The sequence below is a fragment of the Stutzerimonas sp. R40042 genome, assembly GCF_026642215.1.
In the GTDB taxonomy this organism is placed as follows: domain Bacteria; phylum Pseudomonadota; class Gammaproteobacteria; order Pseudomonadales; family Pseudomonadaceae; genus Stutzerimonas; species Stutzerimonas frequens.
Window position 1 is genome coordinate 4,020,748 of sequence record NZ_CP113258.1, and the last position, 17,786, is coordinate 4,038,533.

A 17,786-nucleotide genomic window follows, 5' to 3' on the forward strand; every position below is an offset into this window, starting at 1 on the left:
GGTAACCCGCTCAGTTCTCCGTTTTTGGCCGCCGCGAGCACCTCGCAGCAGCCATTTTCCGCATTACAGGTGCACCTTTCCTGCGGTAGTCAGCAAATGTCGGCGCGCCATCCATAGGTTCGACAGCGCGAACAGCGTCACCAGCTGAGCGGTGTTCTTGGCCAGGCCACGGAAGCGCACCTTCACGTAACCGAACTGGCGCTTGATCACTCGAAACGGGTGCTCGACCTTCGCTCGCACTTGTGCCTTGGCCTTCTCGATCTTGCGCTTGGCTTTGTACAGGGCGCTGCGTTTATCGAGCTTCTTGTAGGTGCTGCGGCGTGCTGCGACCTGCCAGATCACTTCGCGGCCAGCATGTTCGGGGCGCTTTTCGACGCCGGTGTAGCCGGCATCGGCGCAGACGACGTTCTCTTCACCGTGCAGCAGTTTGTCGACCTGGGTGATATCCGCCACGTTTGCCGCCGTGCCGACCACGCTGTGCACCAGCCCCGACTCGTCATCCACACCGATGTGGGCCTTCATGCCGAAGTAGTACTGGTTGCCCTTCTTGGTCTGGTGCATCTCCGGATCGCGCTTGCCGTCCTGGTTCTTGGTCGAGCTGGGCGCGTGGATCAGTGTGGCATCGACGATAGTGCCCTGGCGCAGCGACAGGCCGCGATCCCCCAGGTAGCCATTGATTACGCCGAGGATGCCGGCTGCCAGCTCATGTTTCTCCAGCAAGCGACGGAAATTTAGGATGGTGGTTTCGTCGGGAATACGCTCCAGGCTCAGCCCGGCGAACTGACGCAGGATGGTCGTCTCGTAGAGCGCTTCTTCCATGGCCGGGTCGCTGTAGCCGAACCAGTTCTGCATCAGATGGATACGTAACATGGCCATCAGCGGATAGGCTGGACGACCACCTTCACCCTTTGGGTAGTGTGGCTCGATCAGGGCAATCAATCCCTTCCACGGCACCACCTGATCCATCTCGATCAGGAACAATTCCTTACGGGTCTGCTTGCGCTTGCCGGCGTACTCGGCGTCGGCGAAGGTCATCTGCTTCATGGAAAAACTCGGCTGGCGGGATCGGCGTGTTTCACCAGATTCGGGAAGTCTTTTTCAGACCTTCCCTAAGCTCATCAGGTTGGCGCTGACCTCGTTGGCTACCATGCCGGTGAACGTAAAGAGCATCGCCAGCGGTATAACAAGTGCGGTTAGGATCGCCGCACGGATATTGCCCAAGAAGAGAAAAAGTATAACCACAACAAGAATGGCACCCTCAGTGAGGTTCTTCTTAACGGTGGATATAGCTTTGTCTACGAGTACAGTTCGATCGTAGACAGTAATCGCCTTTACGCCCTCTGGAAGCGAAAGGTTTATCTCTTTCATCTTGTCATCGACAGCCCTAGAAACTACCCGGCTATTTTCACCGATAAGCATGAAAGCCGTACCTAGAACCACTTCGCGGCCATTCTCGGTGGCTGCGCCAGTACGGAGCTCCTTTCCAACCTCTACCGTCGCAACGTCGCGGATACGTACTGGGGTACCGTCAACGTTGCTAATAAGGGTATTGCGGATGTCCTCTACTGATTGCATTTGTCCTGGAGCACGAACAAGATACTGCTCGCCGCGTTTTTCAATATATCCGGCACCTAGATTGTTATTGTTTTGCTCAACCGCCTCGATCAAATCTTGTAGTGTTAGTCCAAACGACCGCAAAGTGTCTGGGTTGGGGGCGATCTGATATTCCTTTGCATATCCTCCGATCGTATTGATCTCAGTTACGCCTGGTACATTGCGGACTTGCGGTTTGATGATCCAATCTTGAATCTCACGCAAGTCAGCAGAGGTATAAGGCGTACCGTCCGATTTGGTGGCACCGTCCTCAGCTTCAACCGTCCAAAAATAGATTTCGCCAAGCCCAGTGGAAATAGGGCCAAGTGTTGGAGTGACGCCTTCCGGAAGCTGATCTTTGGCCCCTCCCAAGCGCTCATTCACAAGTTGGCGGGCAAAATAGATGTCAGTGCCTTCCTCAAAAATAACTGTGATCTGAGAAAGTCCATATCGAGACAAGGAACGGGTCTGCTCGAGCTTGGGCAACCCGGCCATTACCGTCTCGAGCGGGTAGGTAATGCGCTGCTCCACTTCCAGCGGGGAATAACCTGGGGCCGCAGTGTTGATTTGCACCTGTACGTTGGTGATATCAGGGACAGCATCGATAGGCAGCTTTTGGTAGCTGTAAGCTCCTAACGCTGCCATGCCAAGCACGGCTAGCAAAACCAGCCAGCGATGCTCTATAGAAAAGCGAATGATACGTTCGAACACAGTCTATAACTCCGTATCAGTGAGCATGCGAGGCGCTGGCTTTGCCAAGCTCGGACTTAATGATGAAACTGTTGGCCAAGGCATAGCGCACTCCGGCCTGAAGACCTTCCTTGATTTCAACCGCTTCACTATCGCCGCGACCAGTCACGATTGGCTGAGCAGCAAAGCCATGGTCGGTCCGTACAAACACCACCGGATTATCTTCCAACGTGTGGATCGCATCGGGCTTGACTGCAACCGGCACGGACACTCCGCCAGAGCCTACCCGCACTTTGACGAACAGGCCGGGACGCCAAACACCTTCCGGGTTCGGAAGCGTGACCCGGGCGGTAGCGGCGCGGCTTTGCTGACCAACAAGTGAGCCGACATAAGAAACGGTGCCATTGGCACTGGACTCGAATGCTGTGGCTTCGATAACCGCGTTGCTGCCGACTCGTACCGCGCTGAGTGCATTGGCAGGAACGCTGATATCTGCCCAAACGGTAGAGAGATCGGAAATGATGAATATCTGGTCGTCGGTATTGACTGACTCACCGAGCGTGATGTCCTTCTCAACGATCATCCCATCGAACGGCGCCCTGAGTTCGTAGCGGCTCAATGCGTCTGGCTTGCCAGCATCACTACCAAGCGCTTGTAGCTGTGCTTTTGCATTCGCAACCGTCAGCTCTGCTTCCCGTAGAGCCTGTTGTGCCTGTAAATAATCCTGTTCTGCAGAAATACGCTCTTCCCACAGCTCCTTTTCGCGTCGATAGGTTTTCTGAGCCAATGCAAGACGTTTTTGTGCCGCGTAGAACTCGCTTCTACGTTCCGACAGGTCGGTACTCGCGATCACAGCAAGCACTTGCCCCTGTTTCACCTGTTCGCCCAAATCGACTTTGACCGCTTCAACGACACCTGAGAGACGAGGCACAACTTGCGCTGTACGATCCTGGTTAAACGTAATTTCACCTGGCAGCTCGATTGCGCTTTGTATCTTTGCGGGCTCAGCAGTTGCCAGTGAAATGCCGGCGGCTAGGATTTGTGTCTCTGAGAGTTCTACCTCTGCTGTTTCAGTGTGCTCCGCTCCCTCGGGCTCATCTTCATGCTCATCTTTCTCTGCCGCACCGACCTCGTGATCGCTATCGGCGCCTCCTTCATCATGTCCATGATCTCCTTCGGCTTCAGCATCCTCATCCGAATGCCCTTCATCCTCCTGCTCCGATGCGTCACCATGCTCGCTATGTGCGTCGCCCGCTTCGGGCACAGCTGGACTACTGCGAAGAAGCAATCCGCCAAGCACAAGTGCCACGCTTAATATGACGACGATCCAAAAAATCTGCTTCTTGTGACCAGCCAAGGAAGATGTATTCGATTTACTTTTCATATGGATTCCTTATGGCTGAGTGGCCGAGGTGATAACGGCCGACCCATCGCCGACGATTCGGGCGATTTCCGCCGCCGCCTGGTTAGCTTGCGAGAGCGCAGACAGATACTGAGAGCGGGCTTGGAAAAGCGTGCGTTGAGCATCCAGTACGTCAAGGAAGGTGAACTTTCCTAGTTCGAACCCCTTGCTGGCAGCTTCATAAGCGCTTTGGGCACTGGGGAGCATGTCGTTGCGCAACAGTTCGAACTGCTGGCGAGCAGTGCGCAGCCGCATGTGCGCTTGGGAAAGTTCGCTTTTCAGGCGTATATGGACGGCGTTAAGCTCGTCCTGCGCCTGGTAGGCCCGTTCCTGTGCTGCTCCGATGTTGCCTTGGTTTCGATCAAACAACGGCAGGGGCATCGAGATACTCACCAGTCCCAGCGTGCCGTTATATTCATCTGAGCGTTGGGCACCTACGCTAACCGTCACGTTAGAAAAGCGATTCGTCCTTTCCAGCTCCAACGCAGCCCGACGTCTTTCAGCCTCCCGACGCGCGCGGGTTAGTTGGGCGGAATCGTTCAAACGGCTATAAAGCTCAGCTAGCTCGGGAAGAGGAGGCACTGCCTCTACCGGCTCTTTTACTCGCTCAAAGCGTGGCTGTGGATTTCCCCAGTTGGCCGCCAGCCGAGTGCGCGCAGCTTCGAGTTCAGCTGTGGCCTGGGCAAGCTCTACTTGCACTCCAGTAGCCGCAACCCGCGCCCGGGTTTCCTCTACGGGAGAGACCATGCCGGCCCTCACACGTCGATTGGCAACGTTCACAGCTTGCTTCGCAAGCTTTGAAGCAGCCTGAGCGAGGTCCAGCCGTTCTTGAGCAGTAAGCACATCGTAGTATGCACCCATCACTGCCCCCCTCAGTCGAGCTTGGGCGTCCTGTAGGTCGGCGGCCGCTACGTCCATGGCGCGTTGCGCTGCCTCAATACGAGCCGAACGTTTACCACCCAGCTCTATTTCTTGGCTCAGTTCAAGCGTGGTCTCCGGGGCATCGCCCCGGATTCCCTCCTGGCTAGCGGACAATATTGGATTCGGACGTGCTCCTGCTTGGCTAATCAATGCGCGAGAAGCAGCCAGCTCACGTCTTGCAGCAGCCAGTTCAGGGCTTGCAGAGCTAGCGAGTTCCAAGGCGCGTACAAAGCTTATGGAGTCGACAGACTCAACGGGGAAGGTATTTGACACACTGACAGGTAAGGTCTGTGTGAAGGTCGGCAACTCTAAGGGTTGCGCAAAGGCGAGATTGCACGACAACGTCGTCAACCCCAGCGAGAAAAGAGCTTTTCGCACCGAAATCTCCTAAAAAAAGGGAAGGTTCGGTGAGACGTCAGATACAGATAAATGGCGCTTACTGGTTACTTTGGCGTCCCACCGGTTTTGCACCGATGCGCCAATTAGGTTTCTCAGGACGCCCCGCTTCAGCCGATGCGTAGCTAGCAGAAGGAAACGGTTTCAAGCTCATTGATAATACCGAACCAGGACAGATCCCTTTCGTTATAAGCGGCTTGATATGGTCGCCATGAAAGACACAGTCTCCATCCAGACTGATTTTTTTTGCGGCTTTTGACGATCCTTCCTCGTCAGTACCCAGAGACTCGTGCGGATGTTCGTGATGTCCAAGATGATTTGCTGCCGAACCATCCTCATGACTGCAGCTCGTGCTAACAACTGCCCATGATGATTGCAATGGGAACAAGGCTAGCAACATCAGCAAAACTATTTTTCTCATCCAAGGCAAAACGATGACTTCCTGGTTTAGATGTCGAATCCAATCATAAGAACTACCCCCGCCAAGACGCGAAACACATGCGCCTCTACTGCGATAGTGATTCGCCCTGAATTTAGTAGACAAATACACGAAAGCGTTTTTATCAGCCTTGCCAAGCCGGCGAGATAGCTGATGGCTATGGGGTGGTGACTTTAAATAAGTGTGGATAACGACCTGGTGACCGCAACATTACAAATCTGTAATCGAAGGAGTGCGCGATTGGGCTTCCTCAGATTACAAAATAGTCATTTGCCGCTAATCCTGCCGTCATCTCTAGGGGAAGAACATGGCCAAGCGCTAAAAACAAAAAGGCGAAAGGCGTCATTCGAGCACTGACCTGCCGTACATAAGGAGCATCATCATGAGCAAAAAGGCCGTTTTTTCGCTGACAGCCCTTTCACTGGCATTGGGCAGCGCCCCGGTCTTTGCCCAATCGGAAACAGCCGAGGGCTTCATCGAAGGCAGCACGCTATCGCTGATAAATCGCAACTTCTATTTCAATCGGGATTTTCGCGACGGTGAGAGTGCCGCCGGCAATGGCTACTCCGAGGAATGGGCCCACGGATTGATGGCCTTCTTCGAGTCCGGATATACCCAAGGCTCGGTAGAGATTGGCTTCGACGCTTTCGCCATGCTCGGCCTCAAGCTCGACTCCGGTTCGGGGCGCTCCGGTGTGGGCGGCAGCATCGACCTGCTTCCCCACGACAGCGCTGGCGATCCTGAGGATGACTTCACACGGGTGGGGGGCGCGGTGAAAGCACGCTTGCTGGACACCGAGATCAAGGCCGGCGATGTATTTCCCACTACACCTGTCGTGCACTTCGGCGACTCTCGGCTGCTGCCGGAGTCTTTCAAGGGTGTCACCGTTGTGAACAACTCGCTGGACGACCTCACCCTTCAGGGAGGCCGCTTGCACGCGATGAGCCAGCCCAACACCAGTAACATGAACGAAGACTTCGTCACCTTCTACGGCGGGGGCGTAGACGCGCCTTGGCTCGGCTACGCAGGCGGTGACTACAGCGTGAATGAAAATATCAGTCTTAGCCTGTACACCAGCCGCCTCAAAGATGCCTGGAACCAGCATTACTTCGGTGCGTCGGCCACCTATCCGCTCTCCGATATCGTCGCGCTGCTGGCCAGCTTCAACTATTACAAGGCAACCGACGAAGGCCGTGAGTTGCTGGGCGAGTTCAACAACAACATCTGGAGCTCCAGCCTGGGTGTCGCCTTCGGCGCGCACACCGTCACGGCGTCGTATCAGCGAAACAACGGTAACAACGACTTTGACTACTTGCGCCAGGCGGACTCGATCTACCTGAACAACTCCATTCAGTACAGTGATTTCAACTCACCTAAAGAGCAGTCCTGGATGCTGCGCTACGACCTGAACATGGCGGAGTACGGCATACCCGGGCTTACTTTCATGACCCGCTACGCCCGCGGTTGGGGCGCCGATTACAGCAACGCGAACGAGGTGTACATGCGCCAAGACGATAACGGTGCGCCGCTGACGGGACAGAACCGCTGGGAACGCGACGTCGAAGCCCGCTACGTTGTACAGACTGGCTCTCTCAAGGATTTGTCTCTGCGGGTGCGCCAGGCTACCACGCGGGCGACTGCTTTCGAGTCCGACCTCGATGAGGTCCGATTCATCGCCGAGTACCCTCTCTCGATCTTGTGAAACACCATGAGCAACACCACATCTTCTTTAGTTTTGCTCCCTTGGTTTGAAGATGTGTTTCAGGCGCCCATCAGGGCGCCTTTTTTCGTTTGGTGCACCCGCTCGCGCTGCGGGTCAACCAAATGACCGGTAGATTACAAATTCGCAAGATAGCCCTCACAGGGCTTTTACCGCGTTAAAGTGCTTCCCGCTTCCCTGGGCAGATCTTTTCGCCTCTGCCTTTCACGCTAGAGCCAAGCCGCTTTCGTCTTGACCTAGTTACTACATGGATTTTTTTGGTTCCGCTTACCGCGCACCTCCTTGCCGAGTTACCTCAAAACATGCGCATCCTGGTTGTCGAAGACGAGATCAACGCTGCGGAATACTTGCAGCAGGGTCTTATCGAATGTGGTTACTTGGTCGATTGCGTAAGTGATGGCCTCGATGGGTTTCACCTGGCACTGCAGAACGACTATGACATCGTGCTGCTAGATGTGAATCTGCCAACCATGGATGGGTGGGAGGTTCTCGAACTCATCAGGCGGCGTAAGCAGACACGCGTCATCATGCTGACTGCCAATGGCCGCTTAGAGCAAAAAGTCCGCGGCTTGGAATCGGGCGCCGACGACTATCTGGTCAAGCCGTTCCAGTTCCCCGAGCTGCTTGCCCGTATCCGGACACTGTTGCGGCGAGGCGAGGCAGTCACACTTCCGAGCAACCTGCGTGTAGCCGACCTCGAACTGGACCCGGCCCGGCATAGGGCTTACCGGAGCGGTCAGCGTATCGACCTCACCAGCAAAGAATTTGCGTTATTGCATCTGCTCATGCGCCGGACTGGCGAAGTCCTCACGCGTACGGAAATAACTGCCATGGTGTGGGACATCAATTTCGACTGCGATACCAATGTGGTGGATGTTGCGATTCGTCGCCTGCGGATGAAAGTGGACGAACCCTTCGGCGATCGCCTGATACACACCATCCGGGGTGTGGGCTACGTGCTGGAGGCGCGGCCTTGAAGCCACTCAGCCTCGCATCGCGTCTCGCGCTTCAAATCACACTGACCGGCGCCGCTTTGGTCGCGCTGCTGATTGCACTGAGCTACTGGGTACTGGTGCGCCAACTGGAACTGCGCGCCCAGGAGGAAGTGACGGCCAAGCTCTCTCAGATCGATCATGGACTCCTCGAAGACACCAAAGCCCGTATGGGCCGCTCCTGGCAACACGCATTGAGCGATACCGTACTCGGCCATGACAACCTTTCGATTACGGTCATCGGCGATACAGCGAAATCACCCATTTTCAGTATCGGCCGATTCGCCAATGCGCCGCAGCAGCTGGATCTCGTGAGCAGGGACGGCGACTATCTTGGCTGGACAACGAAAGATGGCGTGCAGATGCTAACCGGGCGCAAGCAAATCCAAGTCCCGGGACTGGCTCCAATGACGCTTTTACTTTCGCAAGATCGCAGTGCCGATCAACGGCTGGTGGCTGCATTCCTGCGCTCGGCCTTAGTGACCGTGCCGATGCTACTGATATTGATCGGATTGGCTGGATGGCTAATCGCCCAAAATGGCTTGCGGCCGCTTCGCAAGTTCCGGGCCTTGGCGACTAAGGTATCTACACAGGATCTATCACCTCGAATCCGCACCGATCGGCTTCCGCAAGAGCTCCAGGCATTGGCGCACAGCCTCAACGTAATGCTTCATCGACTCGATGACGGCGTTCAGCAACTGTCACAATTCTCGGACGATGTGGCTCATGAGTTAAAAACTCCGCTGAACAACCTGATAGGCAAGGCGCAGGTGACTTTGGTGCGTGAGCGAAGCAAGGAGCATTATCGGGAGGTGATCGAGTCGTCGGTTGAAGAACTCGAACGCATGGATCGAATCGTGTCAGACATGCTGTTTCTCGCCCAGGCCAGCCACGCCAGCCCAGCACTGAAGCTCGAACAATTATCTTTAGGAAGCGAGGCGAGGCGCGTATGTGAATACTTCGAAGTCCTTGCCGAAGAAGCGGGAGTCGCTACGACAGTAACGGGCGATGCCATGATTTTGGGAAATCGACTTATGGTCCAGCGGGCCATTTCCAACCTGCTATCCAACGCGCTGCGGCATTCAAATACTGGCAGTACGGTCGAACTTAAGATCCTTGAGGAGGACGTAGACATCGTCTCGCTGGCTGTCACCAATCATGGCGCGACTATCGAATCGGATCATCTCCCACATCTGTTCGACCGCTTTTACCGCGTTAACGGCATACAACCTCGCGGGGCAGGATTGGGGCTAGCGATTGTCCGCTCAGTGATGAACCTCCACAAAGGCCACGTGGCCGTCGCCAGCAAAGACGGTCGGACCACGTTTGAACTCACGTTTCCTCGGCAGGCCTGACTCAAAGTGATACCGCACGGAGACAGCCATCACTACGAAGGGGCAAAAACCACAGGGACAAACAACCATTTCGAGGGCATGCGCGTTGGCCGGGTAACCAGGCCCGCAAGCCCCAACGCCGTTCATTTAATGCATGCGTCCTCGCTAATTCCGGCGAGAATGCCGCAAGCCTCAACTTCCCGCCCATCGTTGCAATTAGCCCGCAGTGAAACGAGTTGTCGTTCGAGTGATTGCAGAGCGGTTATCTGGGATCTGACTTGAGAAATGTGATCATCGAGTAAGGCATTGACGGCCGTACAAGGCTGGCGAGGGTCATCCTGGTAGCTTTGGAGTGCGTGAATCTCTGGAAGTGACAGATTCAAGATTCGGCAGCGCCGGATGAAAGCTAGCCGCTCGCCATGCTTCTCGGTGTAGACACGATAGCCGTTCGCCTGGCGATCAGGCGGTGGCAACAAGCCCTGCTGCTCATAGAAGCGGATCGTCTGTGTATCAATCCCTATTAGCCTTGCTAACTGACCAATGCGCATCGTGTGAATCCTCATCGGCTCTGCGTTATTGACCTTATAGTAGCTATAAGGCTTTTAATGATCCCATCTTCGATTTCAAGTGGAGCCGTATCATGAGCAAGTCCGATGGTCCCTGCGGCTGCGATGCGACACCAGCCGCTGATGCCGATATGCAAAACCCTTCCGATACGACGGGGCAATGGGTCAGTGTTTACGCCGTGCCCAAGATGGATTGTCCATCAGAAGAGCGAATGATCCGCTTGGCGCTGAATGGTTTGGACGGAGTTCGGAAGCTGACTTTTGATCTGTCGGACCGTCGGTTAGATGTCATGCATGACAGTGCCGTTGAGCCCATAACCAAAAAGCTGGCGACGTTAGGGCTAGGCGCCACTCTTCAGAAAACTGTCGCGGCAGACCCTGAGATGATCAAAGCCGCCGAGAATCCGGCGAACTCTACACAGGAATCCCGCTCCCTACGTTTACTGTTAGGCATCAACGCCTTCATGTTCGTGGTAGAGATGACTGCTGGCCTGATTGCCAGGTCCGCGGGTCTGATTGCCGATTCGCTCGACATGTTCGCTGACGCGGCAGTGTACGGCCTGGCCCTTTATGCGGTTGGGCGCAGCGTCAATCTGCAGGTGCGTGCTGCACACCTTGCTGGTGTGCTCCAGCTGATTTTGGCCCTCGGCGTGCTCGTAGAGGTGATCAGACGCTTTATATTCGGCAGCGAGCCCGAGTCGCTGATAATGATGGCCGTCGCGTTCCTGGCATTGCTCGCCAACACGGGTTGTTTGCTGCTGATTTCCAAACACCGGGAAGGTGGTGCTCACATGAAAGCGAGCTGGATATTCTCCGCCAATGATGTGGTCATCAACATGGGCGTCATAGTCGCCGGAGCGCTCGTCGCTTGGACTGGGTCCAACTACCCAGACCTGATTATCGGTACCGTCGTGGGATTCATCGTTCTCAACGGCGCTCGGCGTATTCTGGCGCTCAAGGGTTGAAGGAGCTCCCGTTACAGAAAAAGGGTGTCTTCATGCCTGTAAGCCATCCGGGTCTAGCGGCGTCAGCTAAAACTGGCGACGCCGCTTTAGCCGTTGGCGGATGGTGGGTATTGCAGAACGTGGGCTGCAAAGTCCATCAGCGAGACGAAGCCGCACTGATCGGCTTTTCCTTCACGCTGTAGGTGGTAGCCCCGCATGCCTTGCCCAATTGGACCAAGCATATCGGCTTGCAACGTGTCACCGATCATTGCGATAGCGGAGGCTTCGCAGCCAAGCTGTTCGATCATCTGACGATAGATTGCGGGCTCAGGCTTTATTGTCCCAACCTCAAAGCTCCATCCGTAAACATCGAACGACGGCAGTAACAGTTTGGCCGGAATCGCATATGGGGCTGCGAGATTGGAGCACAACGCGAGATTCAGGCCGGCGTCCTTTAGCTGATTTAGCGACTCCAACGCATCATCGAAAAGGCGAACGCTGGCCAGCTCGGTGAAAAGGTCGCTTTCAAGGCTAGCTAACTCAGAGTTGCTCAACTGCGCACCGAAATAATCGGCAGCTCCAGCCAAGCCCAGATTTCGAGTCATCAGAGTCCGTGCGTCATCCGGCCTTGGTGTTTTGCCCTGAAGCCGCAGGTTCTGCATCAGTTGGCGGAAAGGATGGCGGCGCTCACCTATCTGGAGAAGCGTGCCAAACACATCGAAAACTACTGCTTGTATCATGCCGGTACCTCTACCGTTGGAGGCGAACCGCCCACCCGAAGAGCGATGCCGCCCCTCTCAGTTTTCTGAACTGGATTTCTTCAGAGGTGGCACGAAGAAGATGGGTCTTTGCGGGGGCGCTATCAGGATATCTGTCGACTTGATGCTTGTGCCTTTTCGACGCCTTGTTTTGCCGTTCTTGTCGACCGCCAGCAGATCACCGGTCGCGACAGCAATGTCGAGTGCCTGCTTTACGCGAAGCTCGTCAGCCATGGTGTAGTTGGTCAATCCGCTCATCAGGCCCAAAAAAGGTTGCCGTTCTACCTCGTAGACCTGTTTGGGCAAGAGCTCCGAAAGTTCTCCTCGGATGCGGTCATTGGTAGCATCGTCGAAATAATGCTCATCCAACAGCAAATCGTGCTGACCTGTCACGGCGATATCCCGATTGGCGTCGTAGCTGAAAAAGCTGGAAGGCGACAGCATATGGGAAAAGTTGTTGCCGTATTTCCAGTGGATCTTCTTCATCACATCGTTAGCGCGGTAGTTGTTCGCCAGATGGATAAACCAATAGGCCATCGGGTTGCTGCCGGCCGGACGAATGAAGAAGACGGTCATGTACTGGGCACCGCTTTCCTGCTTGATCCCCTCGGACAGATAGCGCTGGATCAGGTATTGCCAGCTCCGTGGCTGATGCGCCTTCAGCTGTTTAAGCATGTCCCATGGCACATGCTGATCCAAGCCGATATTTGCAATGGCTTTCCGGTTCGCTTGGCGGTCGGCTAGATACGTAACCAAAAAATCGACATTGAAGGTCAGCAGGACCTCGGCTTTGTTGAGATTCTGGAAAATCCATTTGATCTTAGGGAACGGCACATCGCCATACATCATGCCCAGCCCCGCAGCGAGGATTGCCTTTTTCCGAGCCGGCTGCATATCTCAGACCATCTATCCACTCGTCAATACGCTCGTATCGTCAAAGGTTGGGTGAAAGCCATTGGCCCTGATCCAGCCCTGTATGGCATTCACACAATAAGACGTACGAAGGCATCGCTGATCTATCGCAGGACGAAGAACCTGCGGGCAGTTCAACTGTTGCTCGGCCATACGAAGCTGGAGAGCACCGTTCGATATCTGGGGATTGAGGTCGATGATGCCCTAGAGATGGCGGAACAGACCGAGGTTTGACCATGCATAGCGACGGTCGAAGCCAGGCCGTCGCTAACCGGCCAATAGCCGCCCTAGTCTGCCCACCAGTTCGGTATGACAGATGCTAGGCCGGTCAGGGCGCCGACTACCCCAATCATGATGCTACTCCAGAAGGTTACCGGCTCGCGGCGCTGCCTACGCTCCTCGCGGATGTCTGCCCTGACAATGCGAATGCCAGCATCTGTGAGATACCTGGGCTCCCGCGGGTCGCTATCAAATTCGACTCGCCCCCAGAAAGTCCTGTCATCGCGATCAGGCAGTGGGACACCGAGGCGGTCTGCCTCTATCATCCAGTACTCGGTCAAGATCAGCAGCCGCCATTCGTACAGACTGTCCGACTTCTGAATATAGTCCTGAAGCTGTCCATCCTGTTCCGGTTGGACGGTGTGGGGCGGGTGCATCTTCTCCAGTTCGGACCTGGCTTTTTCGCACTTGGCCAACTCAGATCGCATCACTCGGTAATGCTTTGTCCACATCGCTCGCCCCTCCCTTGGAAGAGCGCGACGCTACCTGACTGCAAATCTGAATACCACCTTGCCCGGCCGAATCCTTGCCCGATGCGCGGCCGGCGGGCGTGCCGTGGAGTATAGGGCTAGCCCAAAATAATAGGGGATGGAAGAATCGATTGAGCATTCGGCTGAACGTATCGTCGGGATAATAGGCATTTAGTAAAATTCAATGCCAATGCTTCGGAATCAGTGGTAACTCCCGGCTGTAACATGCTACCGCGCCCTTCGACAAGAATGGCTGCAAACGACAATAAGCTAATTAAATTAAAAAGCCGCAAGAAATTACTCGGTGTTGCGTAGCCTTTAAAGAATCCATGCGCAATCCCATGCCGATTTAAAACAAAGTGCGATGGTAACGACTCTGTATGACCGTAAAAACACCCACGGAAGTACATTTCCATGCTCTCCAGCATCTGCACTCGCTCATGATATCGACTTAAATAGTTTATCGTTAATTCCTTGTCTGGATACCAATCATAACCTGCGACCAGTCGTTTCAACTCACCTTGCTTTATTCGATGAAAAACCTTTAGAAGCGTCTCTATATTCACGGCATCCTTAACTGGAAGAGAGACGTGCTTTCCAAGCTCTCTTAGGAACCCTTCTATGCAAGGCAGAATTCCAACAATTGCCACGCCGTACAGACCCAGACAGTATGCCTTTACAGCCTCAATCAGCTGTTCTTGATACTGAGCAAAAGTGATGCGCTGAGACCATGCCCCACAAATCAGGTCGGCCATTCGTGGGGGCGTGTACATTTCCAACAGCATATTATTCGCGTGAGCGTACCTTTCCTCTTCACTGTTGCTTTTCGAGATTTTTCCGCCGTATTCAGATAGAAATCCAAAGCTATGATATGGGGGGAGTACTATCTCAGTAGTCGCAAACGTATCTCTGTACCAAGCTAGCCCAGAGCCCACTTTGATTTCCGAAAGATCTCTTGGAAAAAATGCACACTCACCAGATGAAACAATTTTATATCCGCGAATATCCCGAAAACAGCTCAGCTTCGCTTCCTGCAAACTATCAAACTCATGCTTCCCTCGATGTAAGCAAGCTTCTACTGCTTTTATTCCTCGCCCCAGCGCCATCGATTTTCTGCACTGCTTGTAAGCCTTAGCGAAGTCCATAGCTGCCCTTGTTATTCGACCCACTGATTCGATCGAACCTACCTGACAACACCTAGCCACGCAAACCATCTGCCGGCGCAGCCCGGCGGTAATGACTGACACGCAATTATTAGACGAATTTGAACGTCAGCTTCTGGCCGGTTAGCGACCATTGCTCTGGCTAGCCATCCTTGTCCTCCCACACGTGGAGGACTTGCCATGAACATCATCGCTACCTGGAGCCGTCAGCCCTGGAACAAAGGGAAATTGGTCGGGCAGAAAATCCCGCTCCGACTGAGAGATATCTGGGCGATCCGAGTAAGGGGTCATGCCGAGATATAAGTAAAATTCACTCACTTCGCACGTAACGTGTTGATGCCAAGAGAATTTACCAAATCGACCGCACAGCCTCTGATCGTGGACTATCTTTTCTGACTCCTCAGAAAAGGAGTTCCTATGGCTTCATTAGAGCGTACGGCGTATCCCACTCTGCCAAAGGCGTATTCAAAAGCAGAGTACCTGCGCTTAGGCTTTTGCACGGTTCGGTATTCATCAAAATGAAGCGGCCGAGCATCGAACAATGGAGGCATAGGCTAGGCCAGCAGGCGGTATCTGCGCGAGCTACTTTTCCAGCAGCTCGCTTCAACATACATACGACCTGACATACCAGAGAACCTGACAGAAATGTAATGGTTACTTCAGCCTTTGGTCAGGACGCTTTGCATATATTGGCTGTCAGACGCTGCAAGCATTGAAAAACCGCAAATGTCCCTGCAATAGGCCAAGTTCGTCGCTAACCAATCCATAAGGTGCCCCGTATGTCCTCTCAGCAGTGCCATCACCAGCCCGACCAAACGAAAGGTACTGCAGCACTCACAGACCCCGTCTGCGGGATGAAGGTGGAAGAGGATAGCGAGCATCAAGAGCATTATCAGGGAAGCACTTACCGCTTCTGCAGCCAGGGTTGCCAGACCAAGTTTCGTTCCGACCCTGCTCGATATCTCGCTGCACCGCAGGCTCATGGAACCTCCTCTCGGGCATCTACCCCACCCGCACAGAAACCACCCGCCGGTGATGCAACGACAGAGTACACCTGCCCGATGCACCCTGAGATCCGCCAAATGGGTCCAGGTGATTGCCCTATCTGTGGGATGTCATTGGAACCTCTGATCCCTGAACTCGACGAGGAGGAGAATCCCGAACTCAAGGACTTCTCGAAGCGATTCTGGTGGTCTCTGCCCCTGACCGTAGCAGTAACCCTGTTGGCAATGGCGGGACATGCGATACCGCTGTTTCACGGGGCTAGCCAGAACTGGGTTGAACTGGCCCTCACGACCCCGGTTGTCTTGTGGGCAGGCTGGCCATTTTTCGCGCGCGGTCTCGCCTCGGTCAAACATCGCAGCCCAAACATGTGGACCTTGATCGGGCTTGGCACGGGGGCTGCCTATATTTACAGCGTCGTAGCAACCCTCTTACCGAGCATGTTTCCAGAGTCATTCACAGTAGGCGGCCGGATAGGCGTTTATTACGAAGCCGCCGCGGTGATCATTTCATTGACTCTGCTGGGCCAGTTGCTGGAATTGAAGGCCCGCTCGCAGACGTCCTCGGCAATTAAGTCCCTGCTTGGCTTATCACCTAAAACCGCTCGCCGTATCGCCAAAGATGGTTCAGAGGAGGACATCCCGCTCACACATGTTCATGAGGGCGACCATCTGCGCGTTCGTCCTGGTGAAAAGGTACCCGTTGATGGAGAGGTATTGGAGGGCGAGAGCGCCGTCGATGAATCCATGCTAACGGGCGAGCCGGTTCCGGTGACGAAGCGGACAGGCGATTCGCTTATCGGCGCGACGATGAACACGAGCGGCTCGCTTGTCATGCGAGCCACCAGGGTTGGCTCCGGGACTATGCTTTCACAAATCGTCCAGATGGTTGCGAATGCACAACGCTCCAAAGCACCCATGCAGCGAATGGCAGACACGGTTGCAGGTTATTTCGTGCTGACGGTCATCGGTATCGCCTTGCTGACATTCTTTGCATGGGGCCTGTTCGGGCCTGACCAGGGCTGGGTATTCGGCCTGATCAATGCAGTTGCGGTTTTGATCATTGCTTGCCCTTGCGCACTTGGCCTGGCAACGCCTATGTCGATCATGGTTGCCACAGGCAAAGCGGCTGGAAGTGGAGTGCTTTTCAGAGACGCAGGCGCCATCGAAAATGTCCGTAAGGTAGACACGCTGATTGTCGATAAAACAGGAACCTTGACCGAGGGCCGACCTGTCTTCGATCGGGCCATAGGCGTCACGCCGTTTGACTCGCAGGAAGTCATCCGTTTGTCTGCCAGCTTGGATCAAGGTAGTGAGCATCCCCTAGCCCACGCGATCGTAGACCATGCCAGAAGCGAAGGTCTCCAGCTGGCGAAGCCAGAGACCTTCGAGTCAGGGTCAGGGATCGGAGTCCGTGGTCTGGTGGAAGGCAAGCAGCTACAGCTAGGCAACACCGCGCTTATGGAAGATGCGGGTGTGAGCGTCGAGCCGTTGAAATATCAGGCAGAAAAAATGCGCGAGAGCGGTACCAGCATTGTGTACCTGGCTGTTGATGGGGCACTTGCCGGCTTGCTGGCCGTATCGGACCCAATCAAACCGACTTCCAAGGAAGCTGTAGCGCGGCTCCAAGCGGAGGGCGTGCAAGTCATCATGGCCACCGGCGACGGGCTTACCACTGCCCGCGCGGTGGCTCGTGAGCTATCGCTCGATGAGGTGCATGGCGAAGTGAAGCCGCAGGACAAGGAGGCGCTGGTGGTTAAGCTACAAGCCCTAGGTAAAGTAGTCGCCATGGCAGGCGACGGAATAAATGATGCGCCGGCGCTCGCCAGGGCTGATGTCGGCATAGCGATGGGCACGGGCACTGACGTCGCCATGAACAGCGCCCAAGTTACGCTCGTTAAAGGTGACCTGATGGGGATACTGCGCGCGCGCACGCTTTCGGTGGCGACGGTTCGCAATATGCGTCAGAACCTTCTGTTTGCCTTTATGTACAACGGGTTGAGCATCCCGATTGCCGCAGGTCTGCTCTATCCGTTCTTCGGACTGTTGCTGTCTCCGATGATTGCTGCCCTGGCCATGAGCCTCAGCTCAGCATCGGTTGTGTTCAACGCACTCCGGCTCCGTCAAACGCGTGTAGTTTGAAGCCTGTCGGCTTAGGCTTAGGCTTCGGTTGCGAAGCGACCGATTGCCTCATTGATTGCTCATG

General features: G+C 54.8%; 11 protein-coding genes and 4 pseudogenes. 7 read left to right on the top strand and 8 right to left on the bottom strand.

What is annotated here, in order from left to right:
- Positions 1 to 63: 63 nt before the first annotated feature.
- The 4 genes and pseudogenes from OUY36_RS18975 to OUY36_RS18990 form a co-directional block, all read right to left on the bottom strand.
- Complete coding sequence (locus OUY36_RS18975) at positions 64 to 1,044, bottom strand: IS5-like element ISPa16 family transposase (protein ID WP_048376693.1); 981 nt, start codon at positions 1,042 to 1,044, stop codon at positions 64 to 66.
- Between the two features lie 63 nt (positions 1,045 to 1,107).
- Positions 1,108 to 2,304: pseudogene (locus tag OUY36_RS18980) on the bottom strand (efflux RND transporter permease subunit); the annotation flags it as partial.
- A gap of 16 nt (positions 2,305 to 2,320) precedes the next feature.
- The gene (locus OUY36_RS18985) at positions 2,321 to 3,667 is read right to left on the bottom strand and encodes an efflux RND transporter periplasmic adaptor subunit (protein WP_031323264.1); all 1,347 of its coding nucleotides are present in this window, start codon (positions 3,665 to 3,667) and stop codon (positions 2,321 to 2,323) included.
- A 9-nt stretch (positions 3,668 to 3,676) separates the two neighbouring features.
- Positions 3,677 to 4,984 carry a TolC family protein gene (locus OUY36_RS18990; RefSeq protein ID WP_031323266.1) on the bottom strand — a complete coding sequence of 436 codons (1,308 nt, stop codon included), beginning with the start codon at positions 4,982 to 4,984 and terminating at the stop codon, positions 3,677 to 3,679.
- Between the two features lie 839 nt (positions 4,985 to 5,823).
- On the opposite strand from OUY36_RS18990, the gene OUY36_RS18995 reads away from it, so the two are divergent.
- From OUY36_RS18995 to OUY36_RS19005, 3 genes are all read left to right on the top strand, one after another.
- On the top strand, positions 5,824 to 7,143 hold the full coding sequence (locus tag OUY36_RS18995) for an OprD family porin (RefSeq protein WP_023444719.1): 1,320 nt from the start codon (positions 5,824 to 5,826) through the stop codon (positions 7,141 to 7,143).
- A 320-nt stretch (positions 7,144 to 7,463) separates the two neighbouring features.
- Positions 7,464 to 8,138 (top strand): heavy metal response regulator transcription factor, encoded by a 675-nt coding sequence (locus OUY36_RS19000; protein ID WP_003292664.1) that lies wholly within the window; start codon positions 7,464 to 7,466, stop codon positions 8,136 to 8,138.
- Positions 8,135 to 9,508 carry a heavy metal sensor histidine kinase gene (locus OUY36_RS19005; protein ID WP_003292663.1) on the top strand — a complete coding sequence of 458 codons (1,374 nt, stop codon included), beginning with the start codon at positions 8,135 to 8,137 and terminating at the stop codon, positions 9,506 to 9,508. Before OUY36_RS19000 ends, OUY36_RS19005 begins: the two co-directional genes overlap by 4 nt.
- A gap of 122 nt (positions 9,509 to 9,630) precedes the next feature.
- On the opposite strand, the gene cadR is transcribed toward OUY36_RS19005, so the two are convergent.
- Positions 9,631 to 10,035: a Cd(II)/Pb(II)-responsive transcriptional regulator gene (cadR, locus tag OUY36_RS19010; protein ID WP_003292662.1), complete on the bottom strand. Its 405-nt coding sequence runs from the start codon at positions 10,033 to 10,035 to the stop codon at positions 9,631 to 9,633.
- Positions 10,036 to 10,127: 92 nt separating this feature from the next.
- On the opposite strand from cadR, the gene OUY36_RS19015 reads away from it, so the two are divergent.
- Complete coding sequence (locus OUY36_RS19015; protein ID WP_003292661.1) at positions 10,128 to 11,018, top strand: cation transporter; 891 nt, start codon at positions 10,128 to 10,130, stop codon at positions 11,016 to 11,018.
- 86 nt (positions 11,019 to 11,104) lie between these two features.
- Here the strand turns inward: OUY36_RS19015 and OUY36_RS19020 are convergent, their stop codons facing one another.
- Both OUY36_RS19020 and tcmP read right to left on the bottom strand, forming a co-directional pair.
- The gene (locus OUY36_RS19020; protein ID WP_003292660.1) at positions 11,105 to 11,737 is read right to left on the bottom strand and encodes an HAD family hydrolase; all 633 of its coding nucleotides are present in this window, start codon (positions 11,735 to 11,737) and stop codon (positions 11,105 to 11,107) included.
- A gap of 57 nt (positions 11,738 to 11,794) precedes the next feature.
- Positions 11,795 to 12,598 (bottom strand): annotated as a pseudogene (tcmP, locus tag OUY36_RS19025) (three-Cys-motif partner protein TcmP); the annotation flags it as partial.
- On the opposite strand from tcmP, the pseudogene OUY36_RS19030 reads away from it, so the two are divergent.
- Positions 12,596 to 12,901, top strand: a pseudogene (locus OUY36_RS19030) (tyrosine-type recombinase/integrase); the annotation flags it as partial. The pseudogenes tcmP and OUY36_RS19030 overlap by 3 nt on opposite strands.
- A gap of 613 nt (positions 12,902 to 13,514) precedes the next feature.
- Here the strand turns inward: OUY36_RS19030 and OUY36_RS19035 are convergent.
- Positions 13,515 to 14,561, bottom strand: a complete 1,047-nt coding sequence (locus tag OUY36_RS19035; protein WP_015275572.1) for a hypothetical protein — start codon at positions 14,559 to 14,561, stop codon at positions 13,515 to 13,517.
- Positions 14,562 to 14,759: 198 nt separating this feature from the next.
- On the opposite strand from OUY36_RS19035, the pseudogene OUY36_RS19040 reads away from it, so the two are divergent.
- Together OUY36_RS19040 and OUY36_RS19045 are read left to right on the top strand one after the other, a co-directional pair.
- Positions 14,760 to 14,864 (top strand): annotated as a pseudogene (locus tag OUY36_RS19040) (integrase); the annotation flags it as partial.
- A 494-nt stretch (positions 14,865 to 15,358) separates the two neighbouring features.
- The gene (locus OUY36_RS19045) at positions 15,359 to 17,722 is read left to right on the top strand and encodes a heavy metal translocating P-type ATPase (RefSeq protein WP_015275571.1); all 2,364 of its coding nucleotides are present in this window, start codon (positions 15,359 to 15,361) and stop codon (positions 17,720 to 17,722) included.
- Positions 17,723 to 17,786: the final 64 nt, after the last annotated feature.